Source organism: Acinetobacter portensis, assembly GCF_009372215.1.
Lineage (GTDB): Bacteria > Pseudomonadota > Gammaproteobacteria > Pseudomonadales > Moraxellaceae > Acinetobacter > Acinetobacter portensis.
This window is the reverse complement of sequence record NZ_LWRV01000080.1, coordinates 114,432-136,874: the sequence shown is the minus strand read 5'-3', so window position 1 is coordinate 136,874 and position 22,443 is coordinate 114,432. Positions and strand designations below refer to the sequence as shown.

Annotated in this window: 19 protein-coding genes and 4 tRNA genes; 7 read left to right on the top strand and 16 right to left on the bottom strand. The window is 37.8% G+C overall.

Translation table 11 applies throughout. The annotated features are described in order from the left end of the window. Positions 1-95 precede the first annotated feature (95 nt). Complete coding sequence (locus A6M14_RS09670; protein WP_152874732.1) at positions 96-659, bottom strand: hypothetical protein; 564 nt, start codon at positions 657-659, stop codon at positions 96-98. A 12-nt stretch (positions 660-671) separates the two neighbouring features. Next, positions 672-1,454, bottom strand: a complete 783-nt coding sequence (locus tag A6M14_RS09665) for a class I SAM-dependent methyltransferase (protein WP_171500273.1) — start codon at positions 1,452-1,454, stop codon at positions 672-674. 118 nt (positions 1,455-1,572) lie between these two features. Between A6M14_RS09665 and A6M14_RS09660 the strand changes: the two genes are divergently transcribed. The 3 genes from A6M14_RS09660 to A6M14_RS09650 all read left to right on the top strand — a co-directional run bounded on the left by A6M14_RS09660 (position 1,573) and on the right by A6M14_RS09650 (position 4,335). After that, positions 1,573-2,847, top strand: coding sequence for a hypothetical protein (locus tag A6M14_RS09660; protein WP_152874731.1), 1,275 nt, complete (start codon positions 1,573-1,575; stop codon positions 2,845-2,847). A gap of 151 nt (positions 2,848-2,998) precedes the next feature. Then, the gene (locus A6M14_RS09655) at positions 2,999-3,202 is read left to right on the top strand and encodes a hypothetical protein (RefSeq protein ID WP_152874730.1); all 204 of its coding nucleotides are present in this window, start codon (positions 2,999-3,001) and stop codon (positions 3,200-3,202) included. Between the two features lie 179 nt (positions 3,203-3,381). After that, on the top strand, positions 3,382-4,335 hold the full coding sequence (locus tag A6M14_RS09650) for a 2-hydroxyacid dehydrogenase (RefSeq protein WP_152874729.1): 954 nt from the start codon (positions 3,382-3,384) through the stop codon (positions 4,333-4,335). A 64-nt stretch (positions 4,336-4,399) separates the two neighbouring features. On the opposite strand, the gene A6M14_RS09645 is transcribed toward A6M14_RS09650, so the two are convergent. The 6 genes from A6M14_RS09645 to A6M14_RS09620 all read right to left on the bottom strand — a co-directional run bounded on the left by A6M14_RS09645 (position 4,400) and on the right by A6M14_RS09620 (position 9,976). Next, a complete protein-coding gene (locus A6M14_RS09645; RefSeq protein ID WP_152874728.1) occupies positions 4,400-4,951 on the bottom strand; it encodes a hypothetical protein in 552 nt (183 codons plus the stop codon). A gap of 196 nt (positions 4,952-5,147) precedes the next feature. Further along, the gene (locus A6M14_RS09640) at positions 5,148-5,537 is read right to left on the bottom strand and encodes a hypothetical protein (RefSeq protein WP_152874727.1); all 390 of its coding nucleotides are present in this window, start codon (positions 5,535-5,537) and stop codon (positions 5,148-5,150) included. A gap of 67 nt (positions 5,538-5,604) precedes the next feature. Continuing rightward, complete coding sequence (locus A6M14_RS09635; RefSeq protein WP_152874726.1) at positions 5,605-6,306, bottom strand: DUF4760 domain-containing protein; 702 nt, start codon at positions 6,304-6,306, stop codon at positions 5,605-5,607. Between the two features lie 68 nt (positions 6,307-6,374). After that, positions 6,375-8,444, bottom strand: a complete 2,070-nt coding sequence (gene glyS / locus A6M14_RS09630; protein WP_152874725.1) for a glycine--tRNA ligase subunit beta — start codon at positions 8,442-8,444, stop codon at positions 6,375-6,377. Next, positions 8,444-9,427 carry a glycine--tRNA ligase subunit alpha gene (glyQ, locus tag A6M14_RS09625; protein WP_152874724.1) on the bottom strand — a complete coding sequence of 328 codons (984 nt, stop codon included), beginning with the start codon at positions 9,425-9,427 and terminating at the stop codon, positions 8,444-8,446. Before glyQ ends, glyS begins: the two co-directional genes overlap by 1 nt. A gap of 291 nt (positions 9,428-9,718) precedes the next feature. Continuing rightward, positions 9,719-9,976 carry a PspC domain-containing protein gene (locus A6M14_RS09620; protein WP_152874723.1) on the bottom strand — a complete coding sequence of 86 codons (258 nt, stop codon included), beginning with the start codon at positions 9,974-9,976 and terminating at the stop codon, positions 9,719-9,721. A 276-nt stretch (positions 9,977-10,252) separates the two neighbouring features. Here A6M14_RS09620 and A6M14_RS09615 point away from each other — a divergent pair, with 276 nt between their 5' ends. Next, positions 10,253-10,834 carry a hypothetical protein gene (locus A6M14_RS09615; RefSeq protein ID WP_152874722.1) on the top strand — a complete coding sequence of 194 codons (582 nt, stop codon included), beginning with the start codon at positions 10,253-10,255 and terminating at the stop codon, positions 10,832-10,834. Positions 10,835-10,908: 74 nt separating this feature from the next. On the opposite strand, the gene A6M14_RS09610 is transcribed toward A6M14_RS09615, so the two are convergent. The 7 genes from A6M14_RS09610 to A6M14_RS14325 all read right to left on the bottom strand — a co-directional run bounded on the left by A6M14_RS09610 (position 10,909) and on the right by A6M14_RS14325 (position 17,362). Beyond that, positions 10,909-10,984, bottom strand: a tRNA-Lys gene (locus A6M14_RS09610). Positions 10,985-11,192: 208 nt separating this feature from the next. Next, positions 11,193-11,268, bottom strand: a tRNA-Lys gene (locus A6M14_RS09605). 60 nt (positions 11,269-11,328) lie between these two features. Next, a tRNA-Lys gene (locus A6M14_RS09600) sits at positions 11,329-11,404 on the bottom strand. 20 nt (positions 11,405-11,424) lie between these two features. Beyond that, positions 11,425-11,500 (bottom strand) — tRNA-Lys (locus A6M14_RS09595). 195 nt (positions 11,501-11,695) lie between these two features. Further along, positions 11,696-13,537: a long-chain-acyl-CoA synthetase gene (locus A6M14_RS09590; RefSeq protein WP_152874721.1), complete on the bottom strand. Its 1,842-nt coding sequence runs from the start codon at positions 13,535-13,537 to the stop codon at positions 11,696-11,698. Positions 13,538-13,720: 183 nt separating this feature from the next. Next, entirely contained in the window at positions 13,721-17,086 is a 3,366-nt protein-coding gene (locus A6M14_RS09585) for an Rne/Rng family ribonuclease (protein ID WP_152874720.1), read from the bottom strand. Positions 17,087-17,230: 144 nt separating this feature from the next. Continuing rightward, positions 17,231-17,362: a hypothetical protein gene (locus A6M14_RS14325; RefSeq protein WP_267313485.1), complete on the bottom strand. Its 132-nt coding sequence runs from the start codon at positions 17,360-17,362 to the stop codon at positions 17,231-17,233. 480 nt (positions 17,363-17,842) lie between these two features. On the opposite strand from A6M14_RS14325, the gene A6M14_RS09575 reads away from it, so the two are divergent. Further along, positions 17,843-18,811 carry an RluA family pseudouridine synthase gene (locus tag A6M14_RS09575; RefSeq protein WP_152874718.1) on the top strand — a complete coding sequence of 323 codons (969 nt, stop codon included), beginning with the start codon at positions 17,843-17,845 and terminating at the stop codon, positions 18,809-18,811. Positions 18,812-18,942: 131 nt separating this feature from the next. Beyond that, positions 18,943-19,611 carry an HAD-IIIA family hydrolase gene (locus A6M14_RS09570; RefSeq protein ID WP_152874717.1) on the top strand — a complete coding sequence of 223 codons (669 nt, stop codon included), beginning with the start codon at positions 18,943-18,945 and terminating at the stop codon, positions 19,609-19,611. A gap of 215 nt (positions 19,612-19,826) precedes the next feature. Here the strand turns inward: A6M14_RS09570 and hcaR are convergent, their stop codons facing one another. Continuing rightward, on the bottom strand, positions 19,827-20,729 hold the full coding sequence (gene hcaR / locus A6M14_RS09565) for a DNA-binding transcriptional regulator HcaR (RefSeq protein ID WP_152874716.1): 903 nt from the start codon (positions 20,727-20,729) through the stop codon (positions 19,827-19,829). A gap of 637 nt (positions 20,730-21,366) precedes the next feature. On the opposite strand from hcaR, the gene A6M14_RS09560 reads away from it, so the two are divergent. After that, the gene (locus A6M14_RS09560; RefSeq protein WP_152874715.1) at positions 21,367-22,416 is read left to right on the top strand and encodes an MBL fold metallo-hydrolase; all 1,050 of its coding nucleotides are present in this window, start codon (positions 21,367-21,369) and stop codon (positions 22,414-22,416) included. Positions 22,417-22,443: the final 27 nt, after the last annotated feature.

Below are 22,443 nucleotides of genomic sequence, written 5' to 3'. Positions count from 1 at the left end.
ATTTCATCGAACTCAGGTTAAGGTATTAAATTTGACGATACAAAAAAAGGAATCGATGGGGATTCCTTTTTTTGTTGCATTCTTAACGTTAAAACTTAGTTATCGAGTTTAGCTTCTATTTCAGGATACTGAGAACGCCAATTTTCAAGTTGATCTTGTGCATGTAAATAAGCACCTAAGCCTTTTAGTTTATCTTCAGATAAGCCTTCATCATCTAATGTTTTGTTTTTATGTTGCTCTAAAAGTTGGATTTGCGTATCCCAATAACTCGCAATTAAACCTTGAATATAACGACCTTGTTCAGATTTTAAATCGAGTGCTTTTAACATTTCAGATGCAGAGGTTAAATTGTCTTTTTTACGCGTATATGAAAACTCAGCAGTTAAATTTCCTGCCTGAGAGAGTTTGTTTAACTCATCTTCCATTTCATCGCTGACTTCGGTGAAACGATTGTCATAGTCTACAAGCAATAAAATGTCGTGCTGATCGTTTGGTGTCTTGTCAAAATTACGAATCGCTTCAGATGATAGCTCTTGCATCACTTTATCTTCAGGTGTTACTTCATTTGAATGTTCTGCATTCTTATCACCACATGCACTCAAAAAAAGTGCAGAGCAAATAAGCGCAGGAAAAGCGATGCGTTTTAGTGACGTATTCATATGAAGATGATCCTATTCTGTCGTTATTTTTTCAAAGACATAAACATGCGTGATATAGGGGAAATCAATTTTCTCATCTAAAGACTTACCTGTATATTCTTGTACGATTCTTTCAAATTGTGCTTTTAGCTCAAGTTGTTTGGACTTAGGCATTGCCGCAATAAAACTCGTCGAAAGTAAGCGCTTTGATACCACTTGTTCCACTGTACCATGATGCAAATGTGGAATTGTAGTTTCTTGATAAAGTTTGAATAAATCCTGTTCTTGAAAGACTTTTCGCCATTGATTGCTATGGTAGCGGGGTGTATCTCCCTCAAAAGGGGAAATTACATCTGCTAAAGCTTTTACCCAATTTACGCCAATATCTCGCTGATTCCAAATAAGAACCAAATAGCCATTGGGTTTTAATATGCGATGAATCTCTGTTAAGGTTTCTAAATTGGCAAACCAATGAAATGATTGTGCGCATGTCACAACATCTACAGTTTGGTGCTGAATAGGCATATTATTGCTAAATGCCTGTAAAGTTTGCACATTGGGGTAAGCCTGCTTTAATTGTGCAAGCATTTCGCCAATGGGTTCAACCGCTGTAATATGCTGTGTTATTTGTTGTAAATAAGGTAAGAATTTGCCAGTCCCAGAACCAAGGTCTAAGAGCATGGTTTCTGAGCTAAGTTGGAGTCGATCTTGTAGCCAAAGTGCTATACTTTGTGGATAACTTGGACGAACCTGCTGATAAAGTTCAGCAGCCGAACTGAAGCCTTTTTGTGCGGAAGAATGTAAAGATTGTGTCATATTTTGCGATTCTTTATCTTTCGTGCATCTATAAAATAACATATTCACTTTTGATCAATCGCAATAGCATTGAATTGTAAAACTTAATATGCAATAGAACCTATTGCTTGGTGTGGGAATGGACAAACAGATAATTTTTGAAGACGGACATATTCGCGCTATTTTTCTAAAAGGTTCATCAAAAGAACTGGTTTTTTCCTTTGGCGATTTAATTACTCGTGCCAAGGGTTTGTCTATTAATGCCGAAAAATCTTTAGAAAAGTTTCAATACAATGTCATTGGCGTAATGCCAAAAGAAAAGTCATGGTTCCCTGAAAGCTCCATTCGCAATATGTTAGATGCGATTGCAGACTTTATTGCACCATTTGAAACGCGTTTAGGTTATGGCGGTTCAATGGGGGGCTATGCTGCAATTAAGTATTCCAACTTATTGAACTTAAAACGTGTTATTGCCTTGGTTCCACAGTTTTCAATTGATCCTGAAGATGTCACTGATTTACGCTACAACATGTTCTTTCATGCAGATGTAAACCAAGACATGAAAGTACAAGCCAAAGATGTATCTGCGGATCGTGAATACATTGTGGTATATGACCCTTATTATGATGAAGACCGCGCGCACTATGTGAAACTTCAAGAAGTTTTACCGCATGTTCATACCTTGCATTTGCCATTTACAGGACACGATGCTGTCGCAATTTTGGCAAGTTCAGAACTTTTAAATGACTTTTTAACGCAAGAGTTTGATGAAACTTATTTTTATAAAAAGATTCGTCAGGTGAAAAAGAACAGCAAGTTTTACTATCGTAAAGTGATTGAAAAGTCGCTTAGAAAACATCGTGCATCTTTAGGGCAAATTCTTAGAAATAACGATTTACAGCTCGATAGTAATTTCTTTGATGCAAAGCAAAAGCAACAACTGATTCGCTCATTACTCAGCAATAAACAAGTCGATGAACATGATTTAAATAAGCTAGGCGTACAAATTAATGTACCGCAAGAAAGCCGAAGCTTATTGCTCGATAAATTTGGTCATGGCTTAGTTTTTAACGTGATTAGTCAAAAAATTGAAAGCTATGCGGAAAAAGCCATCGCGCTGAATCATAAGCTACTTATTCCAATTTATGCCAAAGGCACGGGCTTGGTTCAAATTCACTTAAATGATGAACGCTACATTGTGGCAATGAATGATCGTTTGGTGATGAAACTGTTTAAAGAGCAAGATGCTTTAGGCGTAGGCATGAGCCCGCTGATTATCAAAAAATATGACGATTATTTTGTCGTAAGTTACAAAAACTTGAACCTTGCAAGTGATGAATTTGGCGGTAACGATTTTGTGGAAGATGTTTCTGAAACTGCAAAATTTGTATTGGAATTAGAAAGCGACGCTTAAGTTACAAATATATTTTTTGAGTGTGTAATACCCATCACAGATACGGATTTTAAATACGGCTTTGGTCTAATTTTGTACTATTGCTTTATTTTTAATTCGATCTAAGATGAATTCAACGATAAAAATATCATTGGACGATAAGAGTCGTGTTATGGCAAAGAATGTTCTGAATATTTCATTGTTCACGCTATTTTGTTTAACTGTTTCTAACCCTGCTTTTGCTCAAAGCTCTATGTATCCCGCTTATATTTGCTTTGGTAGCGGTATTCTTATTGTGTTTGCACTTGCGGTTTATGTGGTGAAACAAAGTATTTTATCTGTAAAAAACCATTGTGATAAAAAGCCTGCAAAATAGCAGGCTTTTTGGTATTTGAACGATCTATCATTTCACATTTCATTCTTTTTAAAAGAAAAATAAAGCATTTATAAATGAGAAAACAGGTCGATTAAATATCTAAAATAAGCTTAAACTGTTTGCAATAAACAGGGAGTTTTTATCCCTTAAAATTCCATGAATGAAGCAAGGAATGCAACATGAAAGCCGTGTTTTTAGATTATGCCTCTTTAGACCAAAATGACTTAGATTTTACTGCCTTAGAACATACGTTTGATGAATGGGAAATTTATCCAAGTACATCTTCAGAACAATTATTAGAACGAATTCAAAATGTTGATGTCATTATTAGCAATAAAGTCGTGGTAAATGCAGAAGCAATTCAACAATGTAAGCAACTTAAACTGATTTTGATTTCTGCTACAGGCACCAATAATATTGACCTTGCTCAAGCTAAACAACAGGGTGTAGTGGTTTGTAATTGTCAGGCTTATGGCACGTCTGCTGTGGCGCAACACACGCTTATGCTCATGCTAAATTTAGCGACATCATTTAGACAATACGACAACGCCGTGCAAAATGGTGAATGGAATAAAGCATCGCAATTTTGCTTGCTCGATTATCCAATTATCGAATTGGAAGGTAAAACTTTGGGTATTTTAGGTTATGGCGAATTGGGTAAGGCTGTTGGTAAATTAGCCGAAGCATTTGGCATGAAAGTATTGGTGGGCGCTCTGCCAAACCGACCAAGCAATGACAACCGTATTGCGTTTAATGCGTTGTTATCTCAAGTCGATTTTTTAACTTTACATTGCCCACTTACAGCAGACACTCAAGATTTAATTGATGCTCAGGCTTTCGATGCAATGAAGTCGGGTGCATTTTTAATTAATTGCGCGCGCGGTGGTATTGTCAATGAACAAGCTTTAGCAGATGCATTATTGAATGGGAAAATTGCAGGTGCAGCAACAGATGTACTGATAGTTGAACCACCCAAAGATGGCAATGTCTTATTAAATCCTGATATTCCAAATTTATTGATTACACCACATAGTGCGTGGGGCAGTGTAGATGCACGTCAGCGTATTGTTCAGCAAATGGTGGAAAATGTTGATGCCTTTAAAAATGGTCAACCTATTCGACAAGTGAATTAAACTGCTTAAAGATAAAAAAGCCCATCTAGTGATGGGCTTTTTTATAGATGCATGATTTGGTGATTTATCTAGGGATAGATGAATCTGTATCTGCTGTATTTGTGCCTGTATTTGAGTTTGTAGGTGCTTGTACTTCAGTTTGTGGTGCTGTTGTAGCAGGTTCTGCAACCTGAGCTTGTGGCGCAGGCACGCTCTCTAAAAAGGTTTTTGGTTGGTTGTCTGTAGATGACTGACTTAGCGAATGTTGAACAATTGGTGCTTTTTCTTCGGGGTTACCAAATACACCTTCTTTGGCTTTAGTAACCGTACGGTTAATGCCGTTCGCTGCTTTATCTGCAGTTTCTTCGGTAAAGTCTTTGGTATTTTCCCAAGCTTGTTCTGCTTTTGGTTTTACTTTAGATACGCCTTTTTGCACACCGTTATCAATTTTTACGGCAGTTGTATCTATTTTTTCTTTGGCTTTGTGACCTAACACTTTAAAGATATTTGGGTTGTCGCCATAGGCAGGAGATTGTTTTACAGGCTGTGCTGTTTGCGTCGTTTCTGTTTGGGCAAATAGGGGTGTTGTGGCAAGAATTGCCGAAACAAATAGTGCTGCTTTCGATTGATTGATCACGTAGATGGATCCTCTTTTTTCTATATTGGGTTTTATTGAAATTGATCTTATCGGCTTTTGGGGTGTTGATGTCGCTTTGTGATTAAAAGCATACAGGTGTGTAACATGAGTTCAACATTTATTTCTTTTTACTTACAGATAAAAAAGCCTTTGCTTTAATGATTTAAGAGCAAAGGCTTTTTGTTCGCATTGTGGATTAGTCACATTGTGCTAATGCATCTTTTGCGAAGTTGTTACGTAGTGATAGGAAGTTTTTTTGTACTTCTGGTGCGTATAGGTCAAATGCTGAAGCGGTGCTTGTGCCGTCTTTTGCAAATGTTGCTGTGCCTGCTGAAATAAGGGTTAAGCCTTTAAATGCCCATTGTTCTACAACTTTTCCTGATTCAAGCTGACCTGTAAATTCGATGATGCATTTGTCTGAGAATTTGTTGAGTTGGGCTTTGTTGCTTGTGGTTTCAGGGTATGCTTTTAGGTTGTCTACTTCCTGTAGCGCACCTGCATTGATGTGTGGAATTGGTGGTGTAGTTGTACATGCAGATAGTGTTAAACCAGCAAGAGCTGTCAAAACGATGGCATTAAGTTTCATAAGTTCCATTTCTTTTTGAATGTAATTCACTTGAGTATAGGGAATTGGTATATGAAAGACTATATCTTTAATTCAAGTTTGTGGTGGGATTTTTGTTTAAATTCCAACGATTTTTTAGATCTACAAAATTTTCGAAAAATGATGGGTTATCCTTTTGTAAATTGAGGATGACATCTTCAAATGTAATATACGTTTTTATTACTTGTGATCTCATCATGCTTTTAACTATATCTTCATCTAATTCATTGTATTTAATACCAATAGCAATGGACTCATAATAGTTAAGAATATAATGAACAGTGGATTTATCAGAACTATTAAAACTTTCATATTTTTCAAAAGTTAAAGTCTTATCAGTTTTTAGTAATTCGTAAATATGATCAAACTTTTTGTTATATTGATCAGATAATCTGGCATTCATGATGGATTGAATCGAATGATTGCGCATATTAGTAAGACTTTGCATTCTAACTGTATATAACCATCCAATAATGGCAAAGCTAATTCCTATAAATGTAATAAATTTATCATTAAAGAAAAAAGTCTCTTGTGAAATTTTTAGCCCTAAAAACAGATTGTCTGATGTATAGGAATTCCAAACTATAAACAGCAAGATGGTTATAGTAACGAATCCAATATATAGATCTATTTTTCTATAACTACGACTTCTTAAGAAGAAAACATCTTTGTTTTTGGAATAGTAAAAAATATATATGAGTAAATAAGGAAATATCATTAATAGTGTAAGGCAAAATGAAAATGTATACATATCTTTTACTTATAAAAAACCCCGCTAATTTATAGCGGGGTTTTCTTTATTTTACAAGTATTTAAGACTTAATGCTGTAACACCGAAATATCCGCAACACTTGTGAACAAATCACGTAATTGAGCAAGTAAGCGTAAACGGTTTGCTTTTAACTCTGCATCATCTGCCATGACCTTTACATCTTTAAAGAAAGCATCAATAGGTGTACGTAAAGTAGCTAAAGCAGAAAGTGCAGCAGTATAGTTTTTCGCAGCAAATAACGGCTCAACCACAGGCGTAATTTTAGCAAGTTCAGCAAACAATGCTTTTTCAGCATCTTCAACTAAGTTTGCTTCAACAACAGCACCCGTCGGCTCAGCTTCGTTTACAAGAATGTTTGCAACACGTTTGTTTGCAGCAGCCAAAGCAGCAGCTTCAGGCAATGCACGGAAATGATTAACCGCATTTACACGCTTGTCAAAATCAAGAGGAGATTTTGGAGACAACGCTTGAACCGCTTGAATCACATCAACCGCAACGCCTTGGTCTTCGTATTTTGCACGGTAACGACCTTCAAGGAATGCAACAGCATCGTTTAAAGTCTTATCGTGATCTTTCAATACATCGCCATAGGCAGCTAAAGCAAGCTTGATTAAATCTTCAATAGAAACATCAAGATTGTTTTCAGTCACTAAACGCAAAATACCAATGGCAGAACGACGAAGTGCAAACGGGTCTTTAGAACCTGTAGGCGCTTGACCAATACCAAAAATACCTGTGAGCGTGTCTAAACGGTCAGCCAATGCAACAGCAGTACCTGTTTTAGTTTTAGGTAAAACATCACCTGCGAATTTAGGAAGATATTGCTCACCTAAAGCATCGCTTACTTCATCATTTTCGCCTTCAAGACGTGCGTAGTAAGTACCCGCAATACCTTGAAGTTCAGGGAATTCACCCACAAGTTCAGACGTTAAATCGCACTTAGTAAGAAGAGCAGCTTTTTCAGCATCTTCCGCTTTCGCACCTGTAATAGGCGCAAGCGCAACAGCAAGTTTCGCAATACGTTCAGACTTGTTCCAAAGCGTACCCAATTCTGCTTGGAAGACCATGTTTGCCAATTTCTCTTTACGAGAAGCAAGCGGTTGTTTTTGGTCTTGTAAGAAGAAGAATTCAGCATCCGACAAACGTGGACGAACAACTTTCTCGTTACCTTCAATAATTTGAGCAGGATCTTTAGACTCAATATTTGAAACAGTAATGAAGTACGGTTGAAGTTTATTGTCGCTATTCACTAAGCAGAAGTACTTTTGGTTGTCCTGCATCGTTGTGATCAACGCTTCTTGAGGAACAGCAAGGAAGCGTTCTTCGAAGCTTGCACGAAGCGCAACAGGCCATTCTACAAGTGCAGTCACTTCATCACGTAAATCCGCAGGCACAATCGCAATCGCGTTTACTTCATCAGCCAACGCTTTTACTTGTTGGTCGATGATCGCTTGGCGTTCTTCAAAGTTTGCAACGACATAAGCTGCTTTTAACTTCGCTAAATATTCATCAGCATGCGTTAAAGTAATAGCTTCAGGCGCATGGAAACGGTGACCAAATGTCACGTTACCTGCTTTGTGATCTTGAATAGTTGCATCAACAACGTCGTTGTCTTTCAGCAATACAACCCATTTCACAGGACGTACAAATTCGGTACGGCTTGCCGCAGAACGCATACGTTTCGCGATTGGTAGGTTGTCCAACGCATTTTGTAAAATTTGCGGTAAAAGCACATCTAGGCTTTGACCTTTTACGTCTTTTAAGTAGCACACTTTTTCAACTTTACCTGCTTGGAAAGTTGATACTTGATCTACAGAGATGCCTTGACCACGCATAAAGCCTTCTAAAGCTTTAGTCGGTTTACCTTCAGCATCAAACGCTGCTTGTTTAGCAGGGCCGTCAAAACGTTTTTGCGTGTCCGCTTGCGCGCCATCAACATTCACAATTTTTAATGCTAAACGACGTGGCGCTGCATACGCTTCGATAGAATCGAAAGCCAAACCTGCATCTTTTAAGCCTTTTACAGTTTCAGTATTTAAAGCATCACGTAATTTTTTTAAGCTTTTTGGTGGCAGTTCTTCACAGCCTAATTCGAACAATACTGTATGTTTAGACATTATTTGCTCTCCTTAGATTCAACTTTTGCTTCTGCTTCAACTTGTGCTTTTAACTGCGCTAAAACTTCGTCACGAAGTTCAGGTTCTGCCATTGGGAAACCAAGTTTCGCACGAGCAGCAACATAACTTTGTGCAATTGAACGCGCCAAAGTACGTACACGTAAAATATAACGTTGACGTTCAGTTACCGAAATTGCACCGCGCGCATCTAACAAGTTAAAGCTATGAGATGCCTTAATCACTTGTTCGTAAGCAGGAAGTGGAAGTTCAGCTTCAATTAAACGAGTCGCTTCGGCTTCATAGAAATCGAACAATTCAAACATTTTTTCAACGTTTGCATATTCGAAGTTATAAGTCGATTGCTCAACTTCATTTTGATGGAATACATCGCCGTAAGTTACTGTACCAAACTGACCTTTAGTCCAAACCAAATCGTAAACTGAGTCTACGCCTTGCAAGTACATTGCTAAACGCTCAAGACCGTAAGTGATTTCGCCCGTTACAGGGTAGCATTCAATACCGCCTACTTGTTGGAAGTAAGTGAACTGAGTCACCTCCATACCATTTAGCCAAACTTCCCAACCTAAGCCCCAAGCGCCTAATGTTGGAGATTCCCAGTTATCTTCTACAAAACGAATATCGTGAACCAAAGGATCAATACCAATGGCTTTTAAAGAATCTAAATAAAGCTGTTGAATGTTGTCTGGGTTTGGCTTAAGAACTACTTGGAATTGGTAGTAGTGTTGCAAACGGTTTGGGTTTTCACCATAACGACCATCTTTAGGACGACGTGAAGGCTGAACGTAAGCAGCATTCCAAGTTTCTGGACCTAAAGCACGTAAGAAGGTTGCTGTGTGGAATGTGCCTGCGCCCATTTCCATATCGTAAGGTTGTAAAATTACACAGCCTTGTTCAGCCCAATAGTTTTGTAAGGCAAGAATTAAGCCTTGGAAGGTATCAATATGCGATATGGCGCGACTCATGGTCATCCACTTAAAATTAGAGAAAAATTGCCCTCAATTATAAGGATTTTAAAGGGGAGTGGCAAAGGTTAAAGATCAAGTAGCATGGTTTTTAATGAAGATGTCAAAGAAAGTTAATTTTATGGATTACTTGTGTCTGTGTGTAAATGTTGATCATTGCTAATTTTGAAAATAAGTTGTTCTTAAAGCAACTCAATAACCTATTGATTATTATATTTTAAATTATATAAATGCAAAAAAAAAGCTACGATATCTTGGGGAACATCGTAGCAAAAAAAAGAGTTAAATAAATTAGGCGCGATCATCACCTACAGTACGAATAGGCTGTTGATTATTTGGAGTGTATTGTAATTCAATTTGTTTTTTAGGCATGATGAACCATAGGATTAAATACACTAAAATACCTGGAAATGCTGCGCTCATAACAGAGACCACAATAAAAATAATGCGTAGTAAATTTGCATTCCAACCAAAACGTTCAGCAATACCACCCATTACACCTGCAATCATGTTCGAGCGGTTTGAGCGATATAAACCAACATTGGTCATCTAGTTCTCCTTAAAATGAAATAAATCAGTTAGCTGTAATATAAAATATGGAGTTTGTTTTTTTTATTTAAAGCGGTGTCTTAAATTAAATCGTTAAAATGTGTAACTGTGTATATGCGACATATAAATAGAGTCATAGAATGCAGATGTAAACTGTTTATTTTTACTATAAATGGTTAATTATTAAGTAATTTTAAACAATATATTTGGTGTTTTTAATCTAAATTTTATGTGAGTGGTGAGTAAGTGTTGAATCGAAAAATATATCAAACTTGCATGGTTTCACTGTTTGTTTTTGGAATAACTGCATGTAGTGATGACCATGATAATGTTTCAACAGAGCAACAGGAAACATTTCAAACTGCAAGTAAAGATGATTATGAGCCATTAACAGGTAAAAAATTAACAGATGTTGCTGGACAAGTAGCTACCCCTATAGATGAAGAGGGTCTTGCTGATCATATTTCAGATAATGCACTTCCTTATGTAGGGCGTTATCGGGTTGTTGTCAGTTGTAAAGATCCAATTGTCTTCTGTGAACAAGGTACGGCAGATTTTATTCTGAATTTACTACCTGATGGTACGGCACATCGAACAGTTATACATTTAGGTACAATTACATTTGCTTCGGAAAATCAATATCGTCAAGATTACTGGAAATATGATGAATTAAATCATCAAATTATTTTAAAAAGAGTGAGTGGTGTTGAGTTTTTTTACGATATAGATAAAGATAAAAATCTAACGATGAATTTGGATCGAATTGCAAATGCAACAGATGTGAATCGAACATTTTTCCAAGAAGGAAACCCATTTCCACACGAAGCTTATAAACTAAAACCTGAAAATATCAAATAATGAATAAAGTCCTTAAACGGGGCTTTTTTTATATCTTAGATTCTTAAACGAAGTATTTTAACAAATAGAATAATTGGTGGGTTGTGTGGGGTTCGAACCCACGACCAATAGATTAAGAGTCTACTGCTCTACCAACTGAGCTAACAACCCTGAGTAAGGATTAGTGAAACAACGTTTCACTCGAGTGCAAAAAATCTAAGATTTTTAAAGGCGCAATAAAGCACGATATGATGCAACATCGATGAGCAAAATTTCGAGAATGGCGAATCAGAACCAAAAGAGGAGTGGTTTGTCTTGGTCGGAATAATGCAAATTTCGTTATCTTCGCATGGTGGAAGAAAGAAGCTCTAAGAAAGAATGGTGGGTCGTCCGCGACTCGAACGCGGGACCAATAGATTAAAAGTCTACTGCTCTACCAACTGAGCTAACGACCCATTCAAAGGTTTTGTATCAAATTAGATTTGATGGTTTCTAAAACAGACGTTTTAGAATGATGGTGGGTCGTCCGCGACTCGAACGCGGGACCAATAGATTAAAAGTCTACTGCTCTACCAACTGAGCTAACGACCCATCAGGGATGTCAAAGGAAATGGTGGGTCGTCCGCGACTCGAACGCGGGACCAATAGATTAAAAGTCTACTGCTCTACCAACTGAGCTAACGACCCTGAACCAGTATTCAAGAAAACTTGAATATGTAGTGCAAGAAAACTCTAGGAGTTTTGAAACACCACTTCATTTGATGGAGCGTATTGTAGCAAGATATCAAATGAGCGCAAGTAAAAAATAAGAAAGTTGCCTGTGATTGATTATAAATAAAACAAAAAAGCTTCATATAATCAAAAAACAAACAACTTTTACTATTAAAAGCGATATTTATAACTTTGGATGTTGTTGTAAATCTCTGTTGTGAGTTCGCAATAAGCATTAGCTCCTGGTAAAAGAACTAAAATCTTTTCATCCGTTTGCGTAATGTCGAAGCCTTGTTCTTTCAGTTTGCTTTTTTGATACTTAAATGTACCTGTTGTTTCAACAGTAACTTGAATACGTAAGAACAAAGGTACCGCATATGCAGGCAATGACTTTTTAAATTCACTATACATATTACTTAAATCTTGTGTATCCAATTTCACATCATCATGCAGGGTAATAGCTGCCATGCCTGCACGACCATTGGTATTTGGAATTTCTACGCCATAAACCACTGCAGCTGTAATTTTTTCATAATCACTTAGGATGTTTTCAACTTGGGTGGTTGATACATTTTCGCCTTTCCAGCGGAATGTATCACCTAAGCGATCGATAAATTGTGCATGTCTAAAACCAATATCTCGAACTAAATCGCCTGTATTAAAGTAGGCATCGCCTTTTTTCAAAACATTGGTCATGATCACCGTTTTATTTTTTTCAGGATCTGTATAGCCGTCGAAAGGTGATCTGCGCGTAATTTTCCCAATAAGTAAGCCAACTTCGCCCTTTTTAACGCGAATGCACCAACCATTTTTGTCATGAACTGGTTCATTTTTTTCTTTATCGTACTGAATGACTGCATACGGTGTAGGGGAGAATCCAACGGTATTGTCAAAATTGAAAACGTTGCTAAAGCCTACATTACCTTCGCTTGATGCATAAAGCTCTAAAACTTCTTCTATGCCAAAACGCGCTTTAAACTTATCCCAAATATTTGGGCGCATGCCGTTACCAATCATCTTTGTAACACGATGACCTTGTTCAAGTTCAGACTCAGGCGCATCCATTAAATAGCGACAAAGTTCACCGACATAACCAATTGCAGAGGCATCGAATTTTTTCACATCTTTCCAGAATGAAGATGTTGAGTATTTACGACGAATTGCGAGTGTTGCGCTACTTGCAATGACACCACACCAACACACCACAATACCTGTCGCATGATACAGCGGTAGGGTACAGTACATGACATCATTAGGTTTTAGATCGATGACATGACCGTACGTGCCATAAGCCAAAGTCCAACGGCTATTGGTAAAAATTACCGCCTTAGGTAAGCCTGTGGTGCCTGATGTGTAAATATAAAATAGACCATTTTTACCCTGAACAGATTGGGTCGTTGGTGTATTAAATTTAGGGAAGTTTTCTATTTTTTCTGCAAGGTTGATAAAGCCGTTTGGTGCTTCACCTGCATCTTTTAATGTTTCTTGATCTGCAAACCAATGAAAGCGGTTTTCAGTGATTTCTAGCTCATCACGAATTTCATCTACAGATGCGCAACATTCTGCGCCTGTAATGACTGCAATTGGTTTGACAAGGTTAATGCTATGGGCAAGGACTTTGCCTACTTGAGATGTATTGACTAAGGCAATGGTCACGCCAATTTTTGCTAAACCCAAAACAGTTGCAATTAACTCGGGACGATTTTCCATCATGAGCGCCACAACATCGCCTTTGTTTGCGCCTATTGAAAGATAGAAATGTCCAATTTGGTTTGCCCAATCATTTAATTCTTTATATGAAAATTGCTGATCTTCATATTTTAATGCACAACCTTGAGGATTGCGCTTAACGGCATTTTCAAATGCAATACCTAAGCCAGCAGGAGAGTTCGAAGTACGTAAATAAGCTTGCTTAAGACCAGTAACTAAATGAGGTAGCTTGCTCATGAATTTAGGGATTTTTGCTGCGACTTCTGCAAAACCAATGAGATCGCTTTTTTGATTGTGGCTCATAAGAATCCTATTATTTTCGTAAATCAGTATCGTGCCCATTTGTTTACGATTTATTTCAACGAATTACTACACTTGTCTTTTAATCGTTTCGGACTAGTGCAATCAACCTAAATTGACAAAAGTACCAAAAAAAAACCAGTCATCGAAATGACTGGAATTTTTAATCACCTGCAAAAAAGCAAATTATGACTCAGTTGCGGTGTCTACTTTTTTCGGTGGACGACCACGAGGACGACGTGGGCGAGCTGGTTTCTCTTTTGTCGAGCTGTCGTCAATGTTTAGGTCTTCAGCAGGTTGTTCTTCAGAAACTACTTCAGCTTGAGCAACTTCAGTTGTCGTTTCTTGAACTTGAATAACTTCTTCTGCTTTTACTTCAACAGGAAGCTTCTCAAGCTCTTGAGCCTCGGCAACAGGCTCTACAACAGCAACTGTTGTCTCTGCTTCAATAGGAGCTGTTTGCACTGCTTCTACTTCAACTTCTTGTGCTTTTTCAGCTTCAAGATGTGCTTGCTTTGCCTGTACATGGGCCTGTTCAGCAGCTTGTTTTGCTAAACGACGACGCTCACGCGGGTCATTTGCAACACGATTGTCTGATACAGGTTTTGGTGGAGTAAGGTCAAGCACAGGAGCAGGTTCTGCTTCTAGTACTGCTTTTGTTACTTCAACATCACGTGTTACAGGTTTTTTCTCAACAACATTTGTTGTTTGAGATGCAATGCTTGCAGCATATTCACTTGTGAATTTTGCCAATGCACGGTTAAAAGTAGGAATTAATCCAAACTGTTCAATCAGTACAGAGCAGTCATCACCGTATACATGGCGGATTAAAGAATCCACAGTATAAAGTGAAAGTGTAGGCACTTGAGATGGTCTCAACACAGGTATTTGAGGTTGAGCCTGTTCATTGCGCTGACGACGATTTTGACGAGGATCGTTGCTTGCACGTTTAGCTGGTTGTTGCGATTGTTTATGCGCAGATTCAGCTTTTTTATGTGCTTGCGGTTTCTTCTCGGCAACTTCTTTCGTTGTAGCGACAGGAGCTTGCTTCACTTCTTCTACAGCTGCAACTTCAACAGCTTTTGCAGGGCTTTCTTTAACTTGGCTTAAAGCAATAATTTCGCTTTGAGCTTGATCAATGTTAACCACTAATGCTGTTGGCATTACGTCTTGTTGAGGGATATCAATCATTTCAACTTTAGGCTGATTTTGATTGATTACTGTTTCCGTTACTACAACTTCAGGAACAGAAGCTTGTTCGTTCAGTACGCTTTGGTCACGATGGCGAGTTGGGCGGTTTGGACGTTGTTGATTGTTGCGATCACGACGTGGAACAGAATTTTGTTGTTCAATGTTTTGTTGAACATCTTGATGCTGTTGTTGATCGTTAGGCGTGTGTTGACGACGAGAAGTGCGTTTGTTTTCACGAGCTTCTTGGCGCTGTTCTTGACGTGATACTTGTACAACTTCTTCATGTACATGATGAGCAATTTCTTGCTGTATGTGTTGTACTTGCTGTTCACGTGGCTCTTTGTGCTTATTATTGCGTGGCTTCTTATTGTTTGGACGTTGAGTCTTTTCTTCGCGCTCTAGAGGTTTCTCTGTAAGATCACGTTGTTCAGACTTGTTTGCAACAGTTGAAGGCGCTAAATAAGCATTGTTTGCTTGAACTACAGGGGCGTGTTGTTGCGTTGTAACTTGACCACCAATTTGACCAAATTGACCACGACTTACCGCACCACCATTCACCATTTGCTCAATCGCAGATGCAGCAGTATTTGCTGTACGAGATTGATCGATAGTTGTAGCTTGTTTTTGTACAAACAAATTCTCTAACCAAGCACAAGGACTTGCTGAAGCTTGCGCAGGAGCAGCTTTTACTTGAGGTTGTTGAGTTTGCTGTTGATTCGCGTGTTGAGGGCGACGTTTATTATTTTGTTGGTTTTTATTGCCTTGCTGCTGAACAGGTGCAGGGGCTGTAGCTTGAGCATGTTGCTCTTCTTCTAAATGCCATTCAGAAGATTCATAACCCAATTCTTTTTCGCTATTACGCGTTGCTTCTGTGCGTTCATAGCTTGTTGGCGCGAAGCCTTCTGGGTTAAATGAAATTTCGTAATGAGGTGTTTCTAAATGCGGGTGAGGCAATACCGTTACACGTACATTTGAAGTTTGTTCTAAATAAACAAGCGTATGGCGTTTTTCATTGAGCATGAATGCTGCAATTTCAACAGGCACTTGAACTTGAACTTCACCTTGACGTTCACGAAGCGCAATTTCTTCCACTTTACGCATAATAGAAAGCGAAAGTGAACGAAGGTCACGTACCATGCCAGTGCCATGACAGCGAGGACATACATAACCAGTTGCTTCTTCTAAAGATGGACGTAAGCGTTGACGACTCATTTCCATTAAACCAAAGCGAGACAATTGACCGAATTGAATACGAGCACGGTCACTTTGCGTTGCTTCACGAAGTTTTGCTTCAACCATGCGTTGGTTGCGGTCTTTTGTCATGTCGATGAAATCGATCACAACTAAGCCACCAATATCACGTAAACGTAATTGGCGCGCAATTTCTTCAGCAGCTTCTAAGTTAGTATTTAACGCTGTTTCTTCTACGTCATGACCACGAGTCGATTTTGCAGAGTTAATATCGACAGATACTAAAGCTTCTGTTTGGTCAATAACGATAGAACCACCAGAAGGTAGTTTAACTTCACGTTCGTAAGCCGTTTGAATTTGGCTTTCAATACCAAAATGAGCAAATAATGGTTCATTTAAGGTATAAGTTTTTAACTTGTCTAATTGAAGTGGCATTACAGCTTTAACGAAGTTATACGCTTCATTATATGCTTGCTCAGAATCAATTAAGATTTCAGCAACATCATCACGTAGATAGTCACGAATCGCACGAGTTACAACACCAGCTTCTTGGTGAACCAACATTGGAGATGGACCAGAGCTTGCAGTCTTTTGAATTTGAGCCCAAAGATCTAACAAATGTTGAAGATCTAGCTGTAATTCTTCTTTCGAGCGACCAATACCTGCTGTACGAACAATAACGCTCATACCGCGTGGTGTATTTAATGACGCTAACATTTCTTTCAATTCTTCACGAACTGAACCTGAAATTTGACGACTAATACCGCCACCTTTAGGATTGTTTGGCATAAGTACCAAATAACGACCTGCAAGTGAGATAAATGTTGAAAGGGCAGCACCTTTATTACCACGTTCTTCTTTTTCGACTTGAACTAAAAGCTCAGTACCTTCCGTGATAAGTTCACGAATGTTCGAAGTTTGACGAGGATCTGCTTTGTAATACGAGTTTGCGATTTCTCGCATTGACAAGAAGCCTTGACGACCAGCGCCATACTCTACAAATACTGCTTCTAATGAAGGTTCAACGCGAGTGACGTGACCTTTATAGATATTTGATTTTTTTTGTTCACGGGTACGATTCTCTAGGTCGAAATCGTAAAGACGCTGTCCAGTGACAAGTGCAACGCGAATTTCTTCAGCATGAGTTGCATTAATCAACATACGTTTCATGGGTGTAACACCTTATAGTGATACACAGCAAAGCATCGCTAGGTCACGTAGCGAACATCAAAAACTACGAATCAACTGCTCAAACCACAAAAAAGTATTGGGATTCGAACTCTTTTTTACCGGCCTTTTTAGGTGGGCTTCGGTTTATGATTTACGTATCGATGATGCCAATACGGCTTCAATCTTTAAACGATTAAAGTCACCTGTGCGATTCACTGGCGGACTAGCGGTGTATTGGATGTGATCACTTTCACTGTCACATTGCTCGAAGATCATTCCTTCACTTAGAAGGCGTCTTGATACGGAATTATCATCGTATCTGTGCAAACTGTGCAGATCCAATACATCAACGCTGTAGCCTGAATTTAGCATCAGGGAGCGACTGATCTGATGTGTATCAGTTTACGTTTAAAAACCAACTTAAGTTGGCGACATATTTTTTCAGACAAACTGATTTATGTACCTGAGGTACAATTAAACGCAACAGTTTGTGTTTTTGCCGATATAATAAGCCTTCGGCGTCGGCATAATTCTTTTGGGACCTTTCCGTGTTCATGTGAGTTTTTAAGTGAATAATTATGTTCAGAATAGTCTGAAAAAATAGATTCCAACTCACAAACGATGGTTTCCGTATGCCGACTATACCAAACCTTGCATCATCTGCCTATGGGCTAAGCTTATGTTTCTTGTGAAAAGTATAGCTCGAATGATCAGTTTTTAATCAATTTTAGTATTTTTTTAGGTCTCAGTAACTGTATGAATTCTACACAAGAATGGCAAAATGTCACTTGGTTTGAAGTGGATGAACATCAATCGGGTCAACGCATCGATAATTTTTTATTTTCTCGTTTAAAAGGCGTGCCGAAAAGCCGTATTTATCGTTTGATTCGTGAAAGCCAAGTTCGTGTAAATAAAAAACGCGTAAAACCTGAAACCAAGCTTGCGATTGGTGATCAAATTCGTGTTGCACCAATACGTTATGAGCAAAAAGATGAAAGCTTAGTTCCTGTTTCAGATAAAGTTGCGCAGAGCTTATTAAGCCGTGTTGTCTATGAAGATGAAGGCTTGCTTGTGGTAAATAAACCATCGGGTATTGCAGTTCATGGTGGTAGTGGTATTGCTTACGGTTTAATCGAAAGTTTACGTGCAGCAACAGGTAAAAAATATTTAGAGCTGATCCATCGTATTGACCGCGATACGTCTGGTTTAGTGATGATTTCTAAAAAGCGCAGTACTTTGAAGTTGCTTCAAGACATGCTACGTGAACATAAGATTAAAAAAACTTATGCTGCTGTAGTAAAAGGAAAAGTAACTTTAGATAAACAGCTGATTGATGCGCCTTTACATCGTTATGAACTTGCTAATGGCGAGCGTCGTGTATGTGTGTCTAAAGAAGGTAAAGATTCTAAAACACAGTGGAATGTCGCTGAACGCTTTATGCATGCAACATTAGTTTATGCATCACCACTTTCGGGTCGTACGCATCAAATTCGTGTGCATGGTTTAAGCATTGGTCATCCTTTAATTGGTGATGAAAAGTATGGACATGAAACACCTTATAAAGGTCCAAAACCTCGTCGTTTATGTTTGCATGCCATGCGTTTAGAAATTCCAGGTTATGAAACCATAGAAGCACCATTGCCTGAAGATATGCAAAATATTGTGGCTCAATTACGTGCACAAAAAGCGGATAAAGTGGTAACGCCTGTTAAAGGTGATGAGTAATCTTTAATTCAGCTTTGTTTAAGTAGAAAAAACGCCCCATCTTTATTGAAGGTGGGTTTGAGGGAGATTAAAGCAATCGACCTCTCATTTGCACTTCAGTTTAAAACCGAATCAACATTAGGAAATTATGTATGACATCACCTGTAAAACTCGTTATTTTCGATTGGGATGGAACATTATTTGATTCGGTGGGGCAAATTGTCGCAAGTTTGAAATATGCAGCTCAGCAGTTTAATCAACCTTTAACAGATGATGCTGCGAAAAGTATTATTGGTTTAGGCTTACCTGAGGTAGCACAAGTATTATTTCCAGCTGTTCCTGAATTACATGATGAAATTTTAAAATGTTATGGCGATCATTATGTCGAAAATTCAAAGGGCGATGTATGGTTTGATGGCGTAGCTGAAATGCTACAAGAACTTAAACAATTGGGTGTTCTACTAGCAGTTGCAACAGGGAAAAGCCGTCGTGGCTTAGATCGTGTTTTGGCAAAAACGCAAAGTGTTGATTTGTTTATTGCAACTCGTGCTGCGAGTGAAACTAAATCTAAACCCGATCCATTAATGCTGTCGGAAATTCTGACTGAAACAGGTATCTCTGCTGAAAATGCCATTATGGTGGGTGATACATCTTACGATTTAGAAATGGCACGAAATATTGTAATGCCTCGAGTTGGTGTTACTTATGGTGTTCATACTATAGAAACGCTGACTCTATTTGAGCCTTTAACAATTGCTCAAGATGTTAAAGAATTACATGAATTTTTAGTTCATCAGATTAAAACTCAGCAAGCGATATAGTTTTTATGCATACTCGTTTGAATGTTTAGGCAACCTACGTTTTTGTTTTTTATATCAATGAAAGCCTGATAAAGGGCATTTGCTCATTTTACAGTGAGATCATTTTAAGATTGAACATAAAATAAAATACATTAGAAACTTAGTCATTCCTAATATAAAAAGCACGATTATTGATACTGTAATCGTGCTTTTTTATGTGGAAAATAAGCCGAAAATTATGATTTTGAATCAAAGTTAAGATAAAAAACTTTGCTCAGTAGTTCCATGAATTTTTGTACTGCAATCGAGGTATTATTTTTGCGATAACTCACATATAAATCAATTTGAGGTAGTTCAACACTAAGTGGACGAATTACGGAGTTACTCATCGCAAGAGGGGTGATGTAACCTGGTAGAATTGTGCAACCAAGTCCCATGCCAATGGAGTTGATATTAAAAAGAATATTGTCGGCAGTTTGTACAATATTCAATTCAATATTATGGGCTTTTGCAAAATCTAGAATTGCATGATGAAGCGTATGTGATTGCTCTACAGATGGAATAATAAAATCTAAACCATTCAAAGCCTTAATTGGAATTCGGTCATATTCTGCTAAAGGATGATCCTTAGGCAGAATGAACATTAAAGGTTCTCTTAAAACAAAAACACTTTCAATTTCTTCACTGCTGAAATTATGACGCGTAAAGGTGACATCAAGATCCCCTTTTTTCAATAATTTCATTTGTTCATTATTGTTTTGGCTAAGTAGCTCAATTTTCAAATCTGGGCTTTGAACACGTAGGCCTGGTAATACATATGGGAAAATTTTCATTTCAGCTACGGGGACAAAGCCAATTCGTAGCATTTGTTGTTTGGCTTGTGAAACCTGACGTGCCATTGCCACGGCTTTGTCTGCCTGAGCTAGTGTTAATCGAGCTTGTTCAAGGAAAACAGCACCTTCTTCTGTGAGTTCAACTTTGCGTTTTGTGCGATTTAAAAGTTTTACGCCAACATCTTCTTCTAGGTCTTTGATTTGTTGACTAAGCGATGGCTGTGCAGTGTAAAGCTTGAGTGCTGCCTTACTAAAGTTCAGTTCTTCAGCAACAGTAATGAAGTATCGAAGATGACGTAATTCCATATCACAGCCCTAGCGATTAATCTAAAAAAAGTCTTATATATCTATTCGAGTATAGTCTACAACTGAAAATATAGTGAAGTTTATTATGGTACTTAACGACTAAAGAATGGTGGCTTAGTCATAGTGTTTAAATATTAAAAATATAAGTATTTGAGAATGATTTAGTAAAAGCACTTTAATAGCTTTTATTTGCCATTTGTTGTTGGGTTTTTAGTTTCAGGATGTTTCTGGTGATGTTCTATTATTTTATTTTAATCAAGTATTTACCTTGTTAAGCTGTATTTTTATATGTAGTTATCATACTTCTTTCAGGTTAACTATACCTATGACTCTGAATAGTGAGAACATGAGTACATATACCTTTAAAGGTATTACTTTTTTAAATTTTGGAACTATTTGTAATAACTGAAAGGATGAAAAGAGCATATTGATAAGTCTTATCTCTGTAAAAGACATTGGGCTTTGTATCAGCTTTATTTATCTAAACCACTAAAAAAGAAACAAAAACTCACAAGAGTTGGTCTTGGTGTTTTGGTTATTATGATTGTAAAAGAAACATCTCTAACGACGAATTAACATTGTATGTAAAGAAAGTGGAGGTGTATTAACCTTGTATAAATCTTCTAGTTGCCCAAACATGACTGAAAAGAATCAAAGCACTCATTTAACCACTGAAACAAGCTGGTCACATTTATGGCAACAGCCGAAATTTGATTTTCTCAATTCAGAGCATTTTAATGGTGAACGCTTTTTTAATGTAGGGCATTCATCTGATAAGCCGTCACGTACAGATTTATATAAATGGTTAATAACCCGTAAGTCTCATACTTGGAATGTGGATATTCAGCATGAATATGAAGCATTTTATAAATCTATTATAAGCTTGCCAGAGTCAAGACCCCATGCAAGTTTAGATGATTGGAATGTCTGGTTTATTGGTCATGCAACAGCGCTCATTAAGATTGGTCCATATAATTTTTTAACAGATCCAGTATGGTCTGATTATGCAAGTCCGAAGCAGGGAGTGGGACCTCGACGTGTTTGTCCTGCTGGTATCCGCTTAGAAGACTTACCCGAAATTCATGGTGTGTTACTCAGTCATAATCACTACGATCATATGGATATTGCCACACTCAAATGGTTGCATGAAAAGTTTGGTATGATGATTTATACGGGATTAGGAAATGGATATTACCTGCCTGATGAGTTCAATGTGACTGAATTAGATTGGTGGGAATCCATTTCATTTAATGAACTTAATATTGTATATACACCAGCACAACATGGTTCTGGACGTGGTTTTAGAGATCAAAATAGTGCGTTATGGGGTGGTTTCTCTATTTCAAATGGAAAAGATCATTGTTATTTTGCAGGTGATACAGGGTATGCAACACACTTTAAAGAAATTAAGCAAAAGCTTGGTGCCCCAAGAATTGCGTTGTTACCTATAGGCGCTTATGAGCCACGTCATATTTTGCGTTACATGCATATGAACCCTGAAGATGCATTTCAAGCGCATAAGGACTTACATGCAAAATGCTCTCTTGCTATACATTATCGTACTTTTCAATTGACGGATGAAAGCCGAGATCAGCCTGAGGAAGACTTGCACAAGGCAATGAAAAACTCATCTAAATTAGTAAATCCGTTTTATTGTATTCGTGAAGGTAAAAAGATTATTGTTTAAGAAATAACAGTAATAAAAAACCACCTC